Raw genomic sequence first — 15,721 nt, forward strand, 5'->3', positions numbered from 1 at the left:
CTGGGCCGGCGGTCTGGTTCAGGAATTGTTGCCCGTGCGCGAGCTCGTCGGCAGCGGCTTGCCCGGCTTCCACAGCCGCGACAGCGACTGCGCCTCCTCGATCTGCTCCTGCGTCATCTGGCGCGAGATCGCGGCGCGCTGCTCGACGGCGTTGTGGTTGCCGCTGGCGGCGGCCAGGTTCCACAGCATGTAGGCCAGCACCATGTCCTGCGGCATGCCGGCCTGGTGGTAGCGGTACATCAGGCCGAGCGCGTGCTGGGCCTCGGCGTGGCCCTGCTCGGCCGCCTTGCGGAACCAGCTCACCGCATGGCGCTGGTCCTGCGGCACGGCATTGCCGGTGTAGTACATGGCGCCCACCACGTACTGGGCGTCGGCCTTGCCCTGCTGGGCCGCCTTGATGTGCCAGGCAAAGGCCTGCTTGTAGTCGCGCGTGACGCCGCGGCCCATGTAATACATCAGGCCCAGCAAATGCTGGGCGTCCGCATGGCCGGATTTGGCGAGCGGGACGATTTCTTTCAGTGCTGCCGCGTAGTTGCGCGCGTTATAGGCGCTGGCCCCTTCCGCGAAGCCCGCATGTGCACTGGCCTGCAGGCCGAGCACGAATGCGATCGCTAGGAATAGTTTTTTCATGTCTCGTTCATGGAGTCAGGATCTCTGCGTACCCTTGGTTTTCGTTATGGACTCGCTTTGTTTTCCTGCGTTTCGGGCGGCGCTTATTTCCAGGTGACCTTGCCCAGGCCATCCACGCTCTGCTTGCGGTTCTGCGGCTTGCCGTACACCGTCACCGAACCCAGGCCCGACAAGGTCAGGTTGGCGCTTTCGCGCGCGGTCACGGTGGCGTTGCCCAGGCCCGACAGCTCGAGGGTGACGTTCTCGGCAGAGAACCCCTGGGCGTCCAGTCCGCCCAGCCCGCCGAGTTCCGCCTTGAGCCTGCGGCTGCGGCCCGACAGGGTCACGTAGCCGGCGCCGCTCAGGTTGAGCTCGACGCTCTCGCTGTTGATGCCATGCACCTTCATGCTGCCGACGCCGCCCAGGTTCGCGGTCAGCACCTTGTAATTACATGATACATTCATCGACCCGGCCCCATCGAGGTTAAGCTCGAGTTCGTCACCCGAGAAGCCCGTGACGGCAGTGCCGCCCACGCTCTCCGAGCTGACTTCGCGCAGGTTGGGCAGCGTCAGTTCCGCATGCAGGCCCATGCTGCGGCCCAGGTTGATGCTCACGCCCTTGGTCTCGGTGCCGATGTTGAGCGTGTCGCCGCTCTGCAGCGTGGTGGTCTTGCCGAGCAGGCGCGGATCGCCCGTCAGCACCAGCAGCGGGGTATTACCCTGGCGGATCTTGAGGTCCACCACGCCGTCGAGCTTGACGCGCACCACGCGCGCATCCACCTGGCGCGTTTCGGTGGCCACGTCCGGCGCTGCCCTGGCGACCCCGATACCCGTGAGGAAGGTGGCGCACATTGCCGCGAAAGCCAGGCCGAACTTGGAAAGCTGCTTCATCGAATTCTCCGAATACCTATTCTTGGTTGTGTTTGCTGCCGGCCTCGTGAGCTGGCTTTAGGACATTACCAGCAAGTGTGTGTCTTCACTGCATGGTCTTAGCATGTTGCAACTATATCGCTCCGGCCCGTCCGTGCATACGGCCCTGCGATGAAATGCAAAAAACGCAGTCCAGAGCGGCAAATGGCAGGATGGGTGTGCGTTGCGCCGCTTCGACATAGCGCAAATTCATTGCCTAAAAAAGATTACTTATTGGCATTCCATTGCGCTAAGATGCAGCGCATGACAGCTTGCCTGTCATAGAGCATTTACTACAACTCACCTTCCCGAGTTCACTACGAGGTCAACCCATGCGCATGCGCCAATTACCTGTTTTGCTGGCCGGGCTCACGTTCTCGCTGTCGGCTTTCGCCGCTTCCGCGGACCAGTGGACCCTGCCGGTCGCCGTCAAGAAGCTCGACAACGGCCTGACCGTGGTCGTCACTGAAGACCATAGCTCGCCCACCGTCGGCGTGTCGGTCGTGTACCACGTGGGCATGCGCCTGGAGCCGAAGAACCGCACCGGCTTCGCCCACCTGTTCGAGCACCTGATGTTCCAGGGCACGCCGAACGCCAAGAAGGGCGTGTTCGACACCACGATCACGGCCGGCGGCGGCCGCAACAACGGTTCGACCCGCCCCGACTTCACCAACTACATCGAGACCGCGCCCGTGTCGGCGCTGGAACCGATCCTGTGGCTGGAGGCGGACCGCATGAAGACCCTGGACTTCAACCCGGCCACGCTGAAGAACCAGCAGGACGTGGTGAAGGAAGAGATCCGCGTGAACGTCAAGAACCAGCCCTACGGCGGCTTCTACTGGATCGACATCAGCCAGCACGCCTTCCAGAAATGGGAAAACAACCATGACGGCTACGGCAGCTTCGAAGACCTCGAGAACGCCAGCCTGGACGACGTGCGCGCCTTCCACCGCGACTACTACGGCCCGAACAATGCCGTGATCGCGATCGCGGGCGACGTCACCCCGGCGCAGGGCTTCGCGCTGGCCCAGAAATACTTCGGCTCGATCCCGGCCCGCCCCACCCCGAAACCGACCGACTTCAACGAAGGCCTGAACACGGTCGAGAAGCGCGTCGAGCAGAGCGACGCCCTGGCCCAGGTGCCGGCGATTGCAGCGGCCTGGAAGGTGCCGCCGCGCGGCCACCGCGACCAGGCCGCCGTCGCCGTGCTGGGCGAGCTGCTGGGCGGCGGCGACGCCTCGCTGTTCTACCAGGGCCTGGTCAAGGGCCGCGAGATCGCGCTCAACGTCGACACCCTGTTCGGCCTGACCGGCCCCTTCGAGTACAACGGCCCGACCGTAATGACCGTGTTCGCCCTGTACAAGCCGAACAGCAGCGCCGACGCCATGCTCAAGGCCATGGACGAAGAGATCGCCAAGGTGGTGCAGAACGGCGTCGACGCCGCCACCCTCAAGCGCGTCAAGACCCGCATGCTGGCCGACTGGAACAACAAGTTGGAAAGCTTCATCAACCGCGCCGACACCGTGGCCAAGATGCAGGTCCTGTGGGGCGACGCCAACGTCGTCAACAAGATCCCGGGCTGGATCGAAGGCGTGACGTCGGAAGACATCCAGCGCGCGGCGCGCACCTACCTGGTGCCGACCAACCGCACCGTCATTGACCGCAAGCCGGCCGCGATGGCCGCGGCCCCTGCCGCAGCCGCTGCGGGCACCAACAAATAAGGAGCAGATCGATGAAAAAACTGATGCTCGCACTTGCCGTCTCGGTCGCCTTCGCGCCGGCGGTTCATGCCGCCCCCGCTGCGGAAAAAAGTCTTCCCATGCCGGCCTATGGCCAGGACAAGCCGATCCCGGTGCCGAAGATCACCAAGAAAACGCTCGGCAACGGCCTGACCGTCTGGGTCGTGCCGCGCAAGGGCCTGCCGCGCGTGGACTACGTGCTGGCCGTGCGCGGCGCCGGCTTCGCGGCCGACGCTCCCTCGACGCCGGCCTTCGCCAACATGCTGGCGGGCCTGCTCAACGAAGGCACCGCCAAGCGCGACTCGCGCGCGATCGCCGAAGCGGCCCAGGGCATGGGCGGCGAAGTCGCCGCCGGCGCCTCGTCGGACGGCATCGTGGTGTCCGCCAACGCGGTGGCCTCGCAGGCCGCCCCGATGATGCAGCTGCTGGCCGAAGTCACCCGCCAGCCCTCGTTCCCGGAAAACGAAGTGGCGCTGGCCAAGGCCAATGCGCTGCAGTCGCTGCGCGTGTCCGAGACCCAGCCGGGCTTCCGCGCCGAGCGCGCGATCAGCCGCGCAGTGTACGGCGACCACCCGTACGCGCGCACCACCCCGACGGTGGAAGCGATCAACGCCGTCACCCAGGACATGCTGCGCAGCGAACACGCCAAACGCATGCGTCCGGACCGCGCGCTGCTGGTCATCACCGGCCCGGTGAAGGAAGCCGATGCGGTCAAACTGGCCGAGAAGGCGTTCGGAGACTGGAAAGCCAGCGGCCCCGCCCTGCCCGAGACCGCAGCAGCCGCGGTCAATGCCAAGCCATCGCGCATCCTGCTGCAGCGCGGCGGCAGCGTGCAGTCGACGGTGCGCCTGGGGGGCCCGGGCGCCGCTGCCAGCGCCGACGACCAGATCCCGCTGCGCCTGGCCAGCACCATCCTGGGCGGCGGCTTCTCGAGCCGGGTGAACATCAACCTGCGCGAGGAAAAGGGCTACACCTATGGCGCCTCGGCCGGTGCGCGCCTGAACCGCGCGGGCGGCGCGATCGTCGGCGGCGCCGACGTGCGCAACGAAGTAACCGGGGCGGCGCTGAAGGAATTCATGTCCGAGTACCAGCGCATCGGCGCCGATCTCGTGCCGGCCAAGGAAATGGAGATGAACAAGCGCTACGTCGCCGGCGGCTACCTGATCACCAACCAGCTCCAGGGCTCGGTGGCGCGGACCCTGGCCCAGAACTGGCTGGTCGGCCTGCCGGCCGAATTCCTGGGCGAATACGTGCCGCGCATCCAGAAGGTCACGCCGGAACAGGTGCGCACGGTATCGAAGAAGTATTTCGCGCCGGAGAACCAGTCGATCGTCGTGGTGGGCGACCAGAAAGCGGTGGGCGAGCAGCTCAAGGCATATGGGGAGTTCGACGTCAGGGAGAAGTGACGCGGCTGGATGTGAAAAGCCCCGCTGTGCGGGGCTTTTTTCGTTTACAGATGCGCTGCAAAACTTGGGTCCCGGCCTTCGCCGGGACGACGGTCTTTAGAGCGGTGGCCAAGAGGATACGCTATCAGTGCCGTTGGCTTTGAAACCGTCGTTCCGGCGAAGGCCGGAACCCAATTTCTGCATGAGAGCCATCAGCGCATCAATCCCCCGCCATCTTCATCAACACGAGTCCACTAACGATCAGCACCGCCGCCACGACGCGCATCAGGTTGACCTGCTCGCCCAGCACGGTGAAGCCGACGACAAACGCCCCCACCGCCCCGATCCCGGTCCAGATTGTATAAGCAGTCCCCAGGGGAATCGTGCGCATCGCTGCCGACAGCAACACGAAACTGGCCACCATGCCGACCAGGGTAACGACGCTGGGCCACAGCCGGGTAAAGCCCGCCGACTGCTTCATCGCCACTGCCCACACCACTTCAAAGAGTCCCGCCACAAACAACATTAACCAAGCCATGATCCGGCTCTCCTTTCGAAAAGCCGGGCCGTCCCGGACATTGTTCCCACAACGGGGGAGGCCGTTCCTCCTCCATGAATTCTACCCTAGCCTTGCAGGGCGCGTTCCAGGTCGGGCAATTCGGCCGGCTTGACCAGGTGGGCGTCGAAGCCGGCGTCCATGGCGCGCTTGCGGTCTTCCGGCGAGCCGTAGCCGGTATGGGCCACCAGGCGGATGTGCGCCAGCGCCGGATTCTTCTTGATGCGGCGCGCCACCTCGTAGCCGTCGATGCCGGGCAAGCCGATGTCGAGCACGATCACCTGCGGCTTGTGCTGCAGGGCGAGGCGCTCGATCTGGGCCGCGTCCGAGGTGGTGCAGGTTTCGTAGCCCATCTCGGCCAGCAGGAAGCCCATCATTTCCATCGCGTCGACGTTGTCGTCCACCAGTAGCACACGCATGCCGCTGCCGCCCTGCTCGGCCGGTTCGCAGTGATCCGGGCTGACCGTCGGTGCGCTCACGCGCAGCAGCGGCAGTTCGACCGTGAAGGTGCTGCCCAGGCCGATGCCGGGGCTCTGCGCCGACAGGCGCCCGCCATGCAGCTCGAGCAGGTGCGACACCAGCGACAGGCCGATGCCCAGGCCCTCGGGGGCGCGGTCCGGCGGCACGTCGACCTGGGCGAACATGCCGAAGATGCGCGGCAGGTTGTCCTCGGCGATGCCGATGCCGTTGTCGCGTACTGCGATCTGCACCCGCTCGTCGCCGACCAGGCTGACGCTGACGCCGAGCTCGCCGGCCTTGGGGGTGAACTTGGCCGCGTTGTGCAGCAGGTTGCCGACCGACTGCGCCAGGCGCACCGGGTCGCCCTGCACCCACACCTGCTGCTCCGGCAGCTGCACGTCCAGGTGGTGGCCACGCGCGGTGATCAGGGGGCCGGCCGTCTCGATCGCCTGCTGGATCACGGCGCCCAGGTCGACTTCTTCGGTACGCAGCACGATCTTGCCTTCCGAGATGCGGGCCACGTCGAGCAGGTCGTCCACCAGGTGCGCCAGGTGGTCGACCTGGCGCGTGATCACTTCACGTGCGCGCGCCTGGCGCTCGCCGCCGCCGTCGCTTGCGCTCAGCAGCGCGGCCGCGTTGCGGATCGGGCTGAGCGGGTTGCGCAGCTCGTGGGCGAGCGTGGCCAGGAACTGGTTCTTGTTGCGGTCGGCCGCGCGCAGCAGCGCCTCCATCTCCTTGCGCGTGGTGATGTCGCTGGTGACGCGCGCCACCCGGTAGACCTCGCCGCGCACGTTGCGCACGGCGAACAGGCGGTCGCGCACCCAGTGAGTGCGGCCGTCGGGGCCGAGGATGCGGAATTCGTCGTCGTAATGCGGGACGTCGTGCAGATCGCGCCAGCGCTGCGCGACGCGTTCGCGGTCGTCGAGGTGCACGGCGTCGAGCCAGACGTCGGGCCGCTCGCGCAGCGCGTCGGCGTTGCCGCCCCAGATGTCCGAATACGCCGGGCTCACATACACCAGGTTCCCGTCGGGGACGCCGAACATCCAGAACACGTCGTCGATGTTGTCCGTGATCTGGCGGAAGCGCTCCTCGCTGTCGCGCAGCTGGACCTGGGTCTGGCGCATGCGCAGCAGCGCATTCACGTTGGCGATCAGCTCGTCGGCCTCGATCGGCGCCGCCAGGTAGTTGTCGGCGCCGCCTTCCAGCCCGCGGATCTTGTCGGCGCGCCCGGTCAGCGCGGCCGAGGTCTGCAGCACCAGTACCATGCTGCTGTCGGGATTGGCCTTGATGCGGCGGCACACTTCGATGCCGTTGATGTCGGGGAGCTTCACGTCGAGCAGCACCAGCGCGGGGCTCAGGCGCTTGACCATCTCCAGCGCATCGGTGCCGTTGGTCGCCTCGATCACTTCGTAGCCCGCACCCTGCAGGATGCGGTTCTTGGCGTAGCGCGCGCCGTCGTTGTCGTCGACGTTGAGGATCAGGGTCGAGTTGGCTTTCATGATTCGGTTCCGTCTTGGCTGTGCTGCGGGATGCGTCGCGGCAGGGTCAGCGTAAAGGTCGAGCCCTCGCCCACCGTGCTGGCGACGTCGACGCGTCCATGCAGCAGTTCGGCCAGCTTGCGGCACAGCGGCAGGCCGAGGCCCGTGCCCTTGCTGCGCCGCTGGAGCGGATGCTCGATCTGGCTGAACTCTTCAAAAATCAGTTGCAGGTTGTCCGGGCTGATGCCGATCCCGGTATCGAGGACCGCGAATGCGATCGTGTCCTCCTGCGCATCGTACGTGGCCGAGACCCGCACCGCACCGCGCTCGGTGAACTTGAGCGCATTGGAGATGAAGTTGCGCAGGATCTGCGAGATCTTGCCCTCGTCCGAGTCGAAGGGTTCGAGCACGTCGGTGGGCTCGAAGATGAGTTCGACCCGGCCCTCGTCCACCAGCGGCCGCATCATGCCCTTCAGGGCGCGGAACAGGTTGTCGACCACCACCGGCGCCAGCTGCACGTCGACCTTGCCGGCCTCGATCTTGGCGAGGTCGAGCAGGTCGTTGACCAGGTCCGACAGGTCGTTGGCGGCCTTGGCGATGAACTGCACCTGGCGTTCCTGCTCGCTGCTCAAGTCGCCGTCCATGCGGTCCAGCAGCAGCTGGGCCAGGGCGCGGATCGAGGACAGCGGGGTGCGCAGCTCGTGGCTGGTGTTGGACAGGAAGCGCGACTTCATCTCGTCGGCGCGGCGCAAGCGCTCGGCCTTGTCCTCGATCTCGGCGTACAGCGCGACGATGCCGCGGTTGGTGTCTTCCAGCTCGCGCGTGAGCGACAGCAGGTCTTCCTGGCGCTCGCGCAGCTCGGCCAGGGTGGCCAGCAGTTCGTGATTCTGCTGCTCGAGTTCCTGCAATGTGTTCGATACGGGGCTGCCGGCCAGGCGCGTGCTGATTTCGGCCAGGCGTGCGCTGTCGATCATCACGTGCGGCGGCAGCGCCTTGCGCATCGTGACGGCCGTGACGACGCCCTGCTCCGGTTCGACTTCGCAGGAATCCATCAGGCGGTGCGCGCTGATCAGGGCCAGTTCTGGCAGCGTGCGGCTGAAACCCTCGTCCACGGCCCCGGGCGCGGACGCCAGGCGCTGCCCGGTGCCGGGATGGATGCTCACTTCCAGGTGCAGGCGCCCCAGCTTACGCCCCAGCAGGAAGGCCGCGCGCCCACCCGAGCCCTGGTGGCAGGCCACCCTTGCGATCTCCGACACGGCGGTGGCGATGCGCACTTGGTCCTGCTGCGAAAAACCGAGCAGCTCCGAGACCTGGCGCGCGCGCTGGCGCACCGCGACTACGTCCTGGTCGCTGTCGAGGGCAAGGTTGAGGATGCGGTGCAGGCTCATGCTCAGCTCCCGTGCCGGCGCACGACCAGCACCATGGCGTCGTCGCGGCGGCGGATGAAATCGCGCATCAGGATGGCGGCGATCAGGACCGGGCTGCGCCCCAGCAGGCCCGGATACTTGTCCAGGTCCCACTGGGTCTGGATGCCGTCCGAATGCATGATGCACAGCGCGCCCGGCCCGAACGGCAGGGCGAACTCCTGCACCTTGCGCATGTTGTGGCCGACGATGCCGTTGTGCGACACCAGCGGGCGGCGCCGGTCGTCGATCACGCAGCCGGCGATGTTGCCGACACCCGCAAATCGCAGCTCATCGGATTCGAATTCGATGCGCGCCGTCGCCAGCGCCGCTCCGCGCGTCGGGCGCAAGGCGTCGTGCGCGGCCTGCATCAATTCGCCGGCCGCGGGCGCCTTGCGGGCGTCGAGCGCCTTGATCGCCGCGGCGGCGGCGCGCGCGGCTTCCGGTCCGTGGCCCAGGCCGTCGGCGGCCAGCAGCGAGGCGCCGCGGCCGTCGCAGCGCACCGCCCAGCCGTCGCCGCACTCCTCTTCGCCGGCCATCGGCATCCACAGGGCGCCGATCTCGACGCCGCACGGCCTTGGTCCCGGCACGTCGCGCCACAGGCGCATGAAGAAGGCGGCGCCGTTGCCTGGCTGGGTATAGGCGTCGAATTCGTCGGCCAGGCGCCCGAGTGCACCCAGGCCGGTGCCGGCGGTGCCGGCGGTGGAAACGCCGTCGATCAGGCTGGCTTCGAGGTCGACGAAGCCGGGGCCCTTGTCGATCGCCAACACATCGATGCCCACGCCGGCGCCGGATTGCGCCGGCCCGACGTGGACTTCGCCCTCGCCCGCATGCTTGAGGATGTTGGTGGCGGCCTCGGTGATGATCAGCGCCAGCTGGCCGGCGCGGGTCTCGTCGAAGCCGAGCGCGTCGGCCAGTTTCTGGCCGCTGCGCCGCACCGCCGCCACGTCGCTCGCGTGGGTGACGGAGAATACTTCCTGGCTGGTGAGTGAACTGATCAGCGCTTCCATTTCACCACCAGCACGGCAGTGCCCTCTCCCGGACGGCTGTCGATCTCGAATTCGTCGGCGAGGCGCTTCGAGCCGCCCAGGCCGAGGCCAAGGCCCCCGCCGGTGGTGAAGCCGTCGCGCAGCGCATTCTCGATATTCGGAATGCCCGGGCCGGCGTCGACGAACAGCAGGCTGATGCCCTGCCGGATGCCGTCGGCCAGGCTGTCGAGGTGGACCTCGCCGCCGCCGCCGTACTTAATCGTGTTACGTCCCAGCTCGCTCGCGGCGGTGACCAGCTTGGTCTGGTCGACCAGAGACAGGGCAATGGCCACCGCGCGCTCGCGCACCTGCTTGCGCAGGCCTACAACGTCCTCGTCCGACTGCAGGCGCAGGGTCACGCGTGCGCTGCGGTGCTGGCGGTGGCGATCCAGCAGCGCGGTGTCGAACAGGACTGCGTCGGTATGCGCGCCGTTCATTATTTAAAATTCTTTCCCAGCAGGGCCATGCCTTTTTCGACGTTCAGGGCGGTCTTCACGCCGTGCAGCGTCAGTCCCAGCTCGACCAGGGTGATGGCCACGGCCGGCTGCATGCCGACGACGACCGTGCGGGCGTCGAGCACGCGCGCCATGGCGGCGGTATTGCTGATCATGCGGCCGATGAAGGAATCGACCAGGTCGAGCGCCGAGATGTCGATCAGGACGCCCTTGGCGCCGTCGCTCACGATGCGCTCGGTGAGGTCGTCCTGGAGCTGCATGGCGAGGCGGTCGTGCATGTCGACCTGGATCGTCACGAGCAGCAGGTCGCCCATGCGCAGGATAGGGATGCGGTCCATGTGCTTTGCTTATGCCTTGGCGATGACCGAGGTGCCGGTGCGCTCGAGCGCGACCAGGAAGGCGTCGGCCAGGGTGGCCTTGGTGACCACGTCTTCCAGGTTCACGCCGAGGTGCACGATGGTCTGGGCGATCTGCGGACGGATGCCGCTGATGATGCAGTCGGCGCCCATCAGGCGCGCGGCGGCGATGGTCTTCATTAGGTGCTGGGCGACCAGGGTATCGACGGTCGGCACGCCGGTGATGTCGATGATGGCGATGATGGCGCCGGTGTCGACGATCTTCTGCAGGATGTTTTCCATCACCACCTGGGTGCGCGCCGAATCCAGGGTGCCGATCAGCGGCAGCGCCAGGATCCCGTTCCACAGCTTGACGACCGGGGTCGACAGCTCGAGCAGTTCCTGCTGCTGGCGCACGATGATCTGGTCCTTGGTCTTCTGGAACACTTCGATGGTGTACAGGCCCAGCTTGTCAAGCAGGGTGCTGATGGTCCAGGAAGTGGCGGCAATCGCTTCGGCATCGCCGTCGAAGCCGGCGCGCAGCTTCCCGAACAGCGGCTGCTTCAGCGAAAAGACGAAGGTTGCGGTCTCGCTCGGGGTCGAGCCGGACTTGGCGCGGGTCGAAGAGATCTCGGCCAGCAGGTCGCGCACTTCGTCCCAGGAGCGGTGATCGATATTGTCGAGCTCACCCGCACGGGCGGCATTTCCGAAGGCTGCCAGGAACTGCTGGCAATGGTTGCGCAACTGCTCTCGCGAGCTGGAGGTCCCGCGCACGATCAGCGCCTCGAGCTGCGCGATCCACTCCGCGCCGATCTCGGCCTGGTGTTCCTGGATGAGCTGGCTGATACGGGCGGCGTAATCCTTCGTGGTCATCTGTTCGATTCCTAGAATTGGATGGTTGAAATCATGTGGGCGCTACGCGGATCACGGGCGTGCGAACCCATCGTTAACGAAATGAACAACTATAACACTTATTGCATTCTAGTTACGGCACACTTGTGACGTGCGCGGGTTTATCCACACTGCCAAATATGCAAGATTTGTTACTGCTGAGTATCGAGTTGGCAACACTTTGCCGGTTTCGTTACCATGCCGCCCGGTCGATGAATGAGGTTGGTACGCGTGGTAGAGCAAGTGGTTGTCAATACGCCGGAGCTGAGCCCGGCAAACCGGAAGCAGTTTGTCCTGATTAACCTGTTAAAAGGCCTCGCGGCCCAGCTGATCGTCCTGCATCACCTGGCCTTCTACGGCCCCATGGCCGACCATGCCCGGCGCATCATGCCCTCGCTGGTCGACTGGCTGGTTGACCACGCGCGCATCGCCGTGCAGGTCTTCCTGGTCATCGGCGGCTTCCTGGCCGCCAAGTCGCTGTCGCCAGGCGGTCTGCCCGGCCGCGCCAATCCGCTGCAGCTCGTTGGCCGGCGCTATACCAAGCTGGCCCCGCCCTTCTTCGTGGCGATGCTGCTGGCCGTCCTCGCATCCAGCCTGGCCGCCCGGTGGATGATGCACGACTCCATCTCGGCGCCGCCGACGCTCGCCCAACTGGGCGCCCATGCGCTGCTGCTGCACGGCGTGCTCGGCATGGAGTCGCTGTCCTCGGGCGCGTGGTATGTGGCGATCGACCTCCAGCTGTATGCCCTGATGGCGCTGCTGGCCTGGCTGTCCGGCCAGCTGGCAGGAAGACGTACGCCAGGCTGGCTGCTCCCTAGCCTGGTCGTGACCGGTGCCGGCGCCTCGCTCCTGCACTTCAACCTGGATGCGGACTGGGATGTGTGGGCGCCCTACTTCTTCGGCAGCTACGGGCTGGGTGCATTGGCCTGGTGGGCGAGCGATCCGGCCCGCCGTCCTGCTCCCGCCGCCATGCTGCTGGGCGCGCTCCTGCTGCTGCCGGCGCTCGCCCTGCTGCTGGACTTCCGCAGCCGCATCGCGCTGGCCTATGCGGTGGCCTGCCTGCTGCTCCTGTTCGGGCGTTTCCAGGCGGTGTCGCGCGCCGGGCTGGCGCGCTCGGCCGTCGATTACGCGGGCAAGATCTCGTTTTCGGTCTTCCTCGTGCACTTCCCGGTGTGCCTGGTCGTGAACGCCGCCTTTGCGCGCTTCGTTCCGGAACAGGCATATGCACAAGCCTTCGGCATGGCGCTTGCATGGGCCGCCAGCTTGGCCGCCGGGGCCGCATTCTGCAGATGGGTGGAGGCGCCGCTGGGCAAGCTGCTCATGCACCCGCGCCGGGCACAGCCGGCTTCTACTGCCCTAGCGTGGCGAGCGTAGCAGGGTCTCGATCACCCGGCCCGTTTGGCGGTCGGTCCTGAACACCAGCAACTGCTCGCGGGCCGCGCCGCCATTGCCTGCCGCCTGTGCGACCAGGTAGGCCGGGTCTTCGAAGTCGGCATAGGTACTGGGTTCGCCCAGCCAGAGCTTGAGCTCGACGACCGGCATCCCTGCCGGCGGATGCTTCTCGAGGAAAGATGCCATCATGCAACCGCGCCCGATCCGGTCCGCGTTGGCCCAGCGCTCGCGGTCGAAGTCGCACGAACCCCACTCGATGTAGAGGGCGACGGAGGTGTTGCCGCCACAGGCGTGCAGGCACAGCGCGAGGCAGATCAGGGAGAGTAGAGAACGCATGCTGGGCCCATACGAAAGAGGCATTTACCTACGATTTTCGGAGGATGCCCCGGGCGCTCGTTGTGGCGCCTCAAACCCAGATCTTGCAAATGAAAAAAACCGCCAGGCTCACGCACTGGCGGTTTTTTGTGGCTCGAAGCCGCGAACGCTTTACTGCGCCGCGCCTTCCACCGGATCAGCAGCCTTCATCGACAGCTTCAGGCGGCCGCGCTCGTCGGTCTCGAGGACCTTCACGCGCACTTGCTGGCCTTCCTTCAGGTAGTCGGCCACGGCGTTCACGCGCTCGTTGGCGATCTGCGAGATGTGCAGCAGGCCGTCCTTGCCCGGCATGACCTGGACGATGGCGCCGAAGTCCAGCAGCTTGAGCACGGTGCCGTCGTAGGTCTTGCCCACTTCGACCGATGCGGTCAGCTCTTCGATGCGGCGCTTGGCTTCCTGGCCGGCGGCGGCATCGACCGACGCGATGGTCACGACGCCTTCGTCGGTGATGTCGATCTGGGTGCCGGTTTCTTCGGTCAGTGCGCGGATGACGGCGCCGCCCTTGCCGATCACGTCACGGATCTTTTCCGGGTTGATGCGGATGGTGATCAGGCGCGGTGCGAAGTCCGACAGCTCGGTCTTCACGCTCGGCACGGCCTTCTGCATCTCGGCCAGGATGTGCTGGCGGGCTTCCTTGGCTTGCGCCAGCGCCACCTGCATGATTTCCTTGGTGATGCCCTGGATCTTGATGTCCATCTGCAGCGCGGTGATGCCTGCCGGGGTACCTGCGACCTTGAAGTCCATGTCGCCCAGGTGGTCTTCGTCACCCAGGATGTCGGTCAGGACCGCGAACTTGCCGCCTTCCTTGATCAGGCCCATGGCGATGCCGGCGACGTGCGCCTTCATCGGCACGCCGGCGTCCATCAGCGCCAGGCAGCCGCCGCAGACCGAAGCCATCGACGAGGAGCCGTTCGACTCGGTGATTTCCGAGACCAGGCGCACCGAGTAGCTGAACTCGTCAGCCGACGGCAGCGCAGCGACCAGCGCGCGCTTGGCCAGACGGCCGTGGCCGACTTCGCGACGCTTCGGGGTGCCCACGCGACCGGTTTCGCCGGTGGCGAACGGAGGCATGTTGTAGTGCATCATGAAGTCGTCGGTGTACTCGCCCATCAGCGCGTCGATCTTCTGGCTGTCGCGCGCGGTGCCGAGGGTAGCCACGACCAGCGCCTGGGTTTCGCCGCGGGTGAACAGGGCCGAACCGTGGGTACGCGGCAGCACGCCGGTGCGGATCGCGATCGGACGCACGGTGCGGGTGTCGCGGCCGTCGATGCGCGGCTCGCCGTTCAGGATCTGCGAACGCACGACCTTGGCTTCCATGTCGAAAAGGATGTTGCCGACTTCGGCCGCATCGGCTTCGACGCCCTGGGTTGCCAGGCCGGCCATCACTTCGGCCGAGATCGACTTCAGCTTCTGCTGGCGCGCCGACTTCTCGCGGGTCTGGTAGGCGTCGCGGACCTTCTCGGCAGCCAGGTCGCTCACGCGGGCGATCAGTTGTTCGTTCTTCGGCGCCGGGCTCCATTCGACTTCCGGCTTGCCGCCTTCGGCCACCAGGTCGTGGATCGCGTCGATGACGGCCTTCATCTGGTCGTGGCCGAATACGACCGCGCCCAGCATGACTTCTTCCGACAGCTGCTGCGCTTCCGATTCCACCATCAGCACGGCGGTTTCGGTGCCTGCCACGACCAGGTCCATCTGCGAGGTCTTGAGCTGGGTGGTGGTCGGGTTCAGGATGTACTGGCCGTTCGCATAGCCGACGCGCGCTGCGCCGATCGGGCCATTGAACGGGATGCCGGCGATGCACAGCGCAGCCGAGGCGCCGATCATCGACGGGATGTCCGGATCGATCTCAGGATTGACCGACAGGACGTGGATGATGACCTGGACTTCGTTCAGGTAGCCTTCCGGGAACAGCGGACGGATCGGACGGTCGATCAGGCGCGAAGTCAGGGTTTCTTTTTCCGAAGGACGGCCTTCGCGCTTGAAGAAGCCGCCCGGGATCTTACCGGCTGCGTACGTTTTCTCCATGTAGTCGACGGTCAGGGGGAAGAAATCCTGGCCCGGCTTGGCGTCCTTCTTGGCGACCACGGTTGCCAGGATGACGGTATCTTCGACCGACACGACGACGGCGCCGCTTGCCTGGCGCGCGATTTCACCCGTCTCCAGGGTGACCGTGTGTTGACCGTACTGGAAGGTTTTCGTAACTTTGTTAAACATGGGTAATCCCTTTCTATTTGCCGACAGATTTTCAGGGGCTGTCGTTCACCTCACCACGGACGGAACATTTCCGTCATTGCTGCAAAACAACTAACAAACCACAAACAAAAAATGCCCGCGACAGGTATCTGGCGCAGGCATTTCGTGACTAAACCGTCTTGACCAACGATTACTTACGCAGGCCGAGCTTGGCGATCAGGTCGCGGTAACGGTTTGCGTCCTTGCGCTTCAGGTAAGCCAGCAGGCTCTTACGACGGTTGACCATCATGATCAGACCACGACGCGAGTGGTGATCTTTCTGGTGCGCCTTGAAGTGGCCGTTCAGCTCGTTGATGCGTGCGGTCAGCAGTGCGACCTGAACTTCCGGCGAACCGGTATCGTTCTGGCCACGTGCGTTGTCCGCGATGATCGCGGCTTTGTTGATGTTTTCTACGGTCATGATGTTACCTTTCACATGCGGTACATGAGTCGAAACCCAGCGTACCGTGATTGAT

The 15,721-nt window shown here is 65.6% G+C and carries 15 protein-coding genes; 3 read left to right on the forward strand and 12 right to left on the reverse strand.

Annotation, left to right across the window (positions count from 1 at the left end; genetic code table 11):
* Positions 1 to 18: 18 nt before the first annotated feature.
* A complete protein-coding gene (locus LK539_RS00310) occupies positions 19 to 630 on the reverse strand; it encodes a tetratricopeptide repeat protein (protein ID WP_227798907.1) in 612 nt (203 codons plus the stop codon).
* Positions 631 to 713: 83 nt separating this feature from the next.
* Positions 714 to 1,499, reverse strand: coding sequence for a GIN domain-containing protein (locus LK539_RS00315; RefSeq protein ID WP_227798908.1), 786 nt, complete (start codon positions 1,497 to 1,499; stop codon positions 714 to 716).
* A 350-nt stretch (positions 1,500 to 1,849) separates the two neighbouring features.
* Here LK539_RS00315 and LK539_RS00320 point away from each other — a divergent pair, with 350 nt between their 5' ends.
* Positions 1,850 to 3,238, forward strand: coding sequence for a pitrilysin family protein (locus tag LK539_RS00320; protein ID WP_227798909.1), 1,389 nt, complete (start codon positions 1,850 to 1,852; stop codon positions 3,236 to 3,238).
* Between the two features lie 11 nt (positions 3,239 to 3,249).
* Positions 3,250 to 4,662 (forward strand): pitrilysin family protein, encoded by a 1,413-nt coding sequence (locus tag LK539_RS00325; RefSeq protein WP_227798910.1) that lies wholly within the window; start codon positions 3,250 to 3,252, stop codon positions 4,660 to 4,662.
* A 199-nt stretch (positions 4,663 to 4,861) separates the two neighbouring features.
* Here LK539_RS00325 and LK539_RS00330 read toward each other — a convergent pair whose 3' ends face one another.
* From LK539_RS00330 to LK539_RS00360, 7 genes are all read right to left on the reverse strand, one after another.
* Positions 4,862 to 5,179: a multidrug efflux SMR transporter gene (locus LK539_RS00330; protein ID WP_227798912.1), complete on the reverse strand. Its 318-nt coding sequence runs from the start codon at positions 5,177 to 5,179 to the stop codon at positions 4,862 to 4,864.
* Between the two features lie 86 nt (positions 5,180 to 5,265).
* The gene (locus LK539_RS00335) at positions 5,266 to 7,155 is read right to left on the reverse strand and encodes a response regulator (RefSeq protein WP_227798913.1); all 1,890 of its coding nucleotides are present in this window, start codon (positions 7,153 to 7,155) and stop codon (positions 5,266 to 5,268) included.
* Positions 7,152 to 8,522 (reverse strand): sensor histidine kinase, encoded by a 1,371-nt coding sequence (locus LK539_RS00340; protein ID WP_227798914.1) that lies wholly within the window; start codon positions 8,520 to 8,522, stop codon positions 7,152 to 7,154. The genes LK539_RS00335 and LK539_RS00340 overlap by 4 nt, the downstream gene beginning before the upstream one ends.
* Positions 8,523 to 8,524: 2 nt before the next feature.
* A complete protein-coding gene (locus tag LK539_RS00345; protein ID WP_227798915.1) occupies positions 8,525 to 9,547 on the reverse strand; it encodes an ATP-binding protein in 1,023 nt (340 codons plus the stop codon).
* Positions 9,535 to 10,002 (reverse strand): anti-sigma regulatory factor, encoded by a 468-nt coding sequence (locus tag LK539_RS00350; RefSeq protein WP_227798917.1) that lies wholly within the window; start codon positions 10,000 to 10,002, stop codon positions 9,535 to 9,537. The genes LK539_RS00345 and LK539_RS00350 overlap by 13 nt, the downstream gene beginning before the upstream one ends.
* On the reverse strand, positions 10,002 to 10,358 hold the full coding sequence (locus LK539_RS00355; protein WP_227798918.1) for an STAS domain-containing protein: 357 nt from the start codon (positions 10,356 to 10,358) through the stop codon (positions 10,002 to 10,004). The genes LK539_RS00350 and LK539_RS00355 overlap by 1 nt, the downstream gene beginning before the upstream one ends.
* A 9-nt stretch (positions 10,359 to 10,367) precedes the next feature.
* Positions 10,368 to 11,228: an STAS domain-containing protein gene (locus LK539_RS00360; protein ID WP_227798919.1), complete on the reverse strand. Its 861-nt coding sequence runs from the start codon at positions 11,226 to 11,228 to the stop codon at positions 10,368 to 10,370.
* Positions 11,229 to 11,489: 261 nt separating this feature from the next.
* On the opposite strand from LK539_RS00360, the gene LK539_RS00365 reads away from it, so the two are divergent.
* Positions 11,490 to 12,620 carry an acyltransferase family protein gene (locus LK539_RS00365; protein WP_227798920.1) on the forward strand — a complete coding sequence of 377 codons (1,131 nt, stop codon included), beginning with the start codon at positions 11,490 to 11,492 and terminating at the stop codon, positions 12,618 to 12,620.
* On the opposite strand, the gene LK539_RS00370 is transcribed toward LK539_RS00365, so the two are convergent.
* From LK539_RS00370 to rpsO, 3 genes are all read right to left on the reverse strand, one after another.
* Positions 12,603 to 12,974: a hypothetical protein gene (locus LK539_RS00370; RefSeq protein ID WP_227798921.1), complete on the reverse strand. Its 372-nt coding sequence runs from the start codon at positions 12,972 to 12,974 to the stop codon at positions 12,603 to 12,605. The genes LK539_RS00365 and LK539_RS00370 overlap by 18 nt on opposite strands.
* Positions 12,975 to 13,124: 150 nt before the next feature.
* Positions 13,125 to 15,227: a polyribonucleotide nucleotidyltransferase gene (gene pnp / locus LK539_RS00375; RefSeq protein ID WP_227798923.1), complete on the reverse strand. Its 2,103-nt coding sequence runs from the start codon at positions 15,225 to 15,227 to the stop codon at positions 13,125 to 13,127.
* A gap of 169 nt (positions 15,228 to 15,396) precedes the next feature.
* The gene (rpsO, locus tag LK539_RS00380) at positions 15,397 to 15,666 is read right to left on the reverse strand and encodes a 30S ribosomal protein S15 (RefSeq protein ID WP_027867691.1); all 270 of its coding nucleotides are present in this window, start codon (positions 15,664 to 15,666) and stop codon (positions 15,397 to 15,399) included.
* Positions 15,667 to 15,721 lie beyond the last annotated feature (55 nt).

It is taken from the genome of Massilia sp. IC2-476, from assembly GCF_020707295.1.
Lineage (GTDB): Bacteria > Pseudomonadota > Gammaproteobacteria > Burkholderiales > Burkholderiaceae_D > Telluria.

Bases quoted from the DNA above. Each gene is read 5' to 3' on its own strand.
- LK539_RS00310 (WP_227798907.1), bottom strand. From the start codon at position 630: ATGAAAAAACTATTCCTAGCGATCGCATTCGTGCTCGGCCTGCAGGCC.
- LK539_RS00315 (WP_227798908.1), bottom strand. From the start codon at position 1,499: ATGAAGCAGCTTTCCAAGTTCGGCCTGGCTTTCGCGGCAATGTGCGCC.
- LK539_RS00320 (WP_227798909.1), top strand. From the start codon at position 1,850: ATGCGCATGCGCCAATTACCTGTTTTGCTGGCCGGGCTCACGTTCTCG.
- LK539_RS00325 (WP_227798910.1), top strand. From the start codon at position 3,250: ATGAAAAAACTGATGCTCGCACTTGCCGTCTCGGTCGCCTTCGCGCCG.
- LK539_RS00330 (WP_227798912.1), bottom strand. From the start codon at position 5,179: ATGGCTTGGTTAATGTTGTTTGTGGCGGGACTCTTTGAAGTGGTGTGG.
- LK539_RS00335 (WP_227798913.1), bottom strand. From the start codon at position 7,155: ATGAAAGCCAACTCGACCCTGATCCTCAACGTCGACGACAACGACGGC.
- LK539_RS00340 (WP_227798914.1), bottom strand. From the start codon at position 8,522: ATGAGCCTGCACCGCATCCTCAACCTTGCCCTCGACAGCGACCAGGAC.
- LK539_RS00345 (WP_227798915.1), bottom strand. From the start codon at position 9,547: ATGGAAGCGCTGATCAGTTCACTCACCAGCCAGGAAGTATTCTCCGTC.
- LK539_RS00350 (WP_227798917.1), bottom strand. From the start codon at position 10,002: ATGAACGGCGCGCATACCGACGCAGTCCTGTTCGACACCGCGCTGCTG.
- LK539_RS00355 (WP_227798918.1), bottom strand. From the start codon at position 10,358: ATGGACCGCATCCCTATCCTGCGCATGGGCGACCTGCTGCTCGTGACG.
- LK539_RS00360 (WP_227798919.1), bottom strand. From the start codon at position 11,228: ATGACCACGAAGGATTACGCCGCCCGTATCAGCCAGCTCATCCAGGAA.
- LK539_RS00370 (WP_227798921.1), bottom strand. From the start codon at position 12,974: ATGCGTTCTCTACTCTCCCTGATCTGCCTCGCGCTGTGCCTGCACGCC.
- pnp (WP_227798923.1), bottom strand. From the start codon at position 15,227: ATGTTTAACAAAGTTACGAAAACCTTCCAGTACGGTCAACACACGGTC.
- rpsO (WP_027867691.1), bottom strand. From the start codon at position 15,666: ATGACCGTAGAAAACATCAACAAAGCCGCGATCATCGCGGACAACGCA.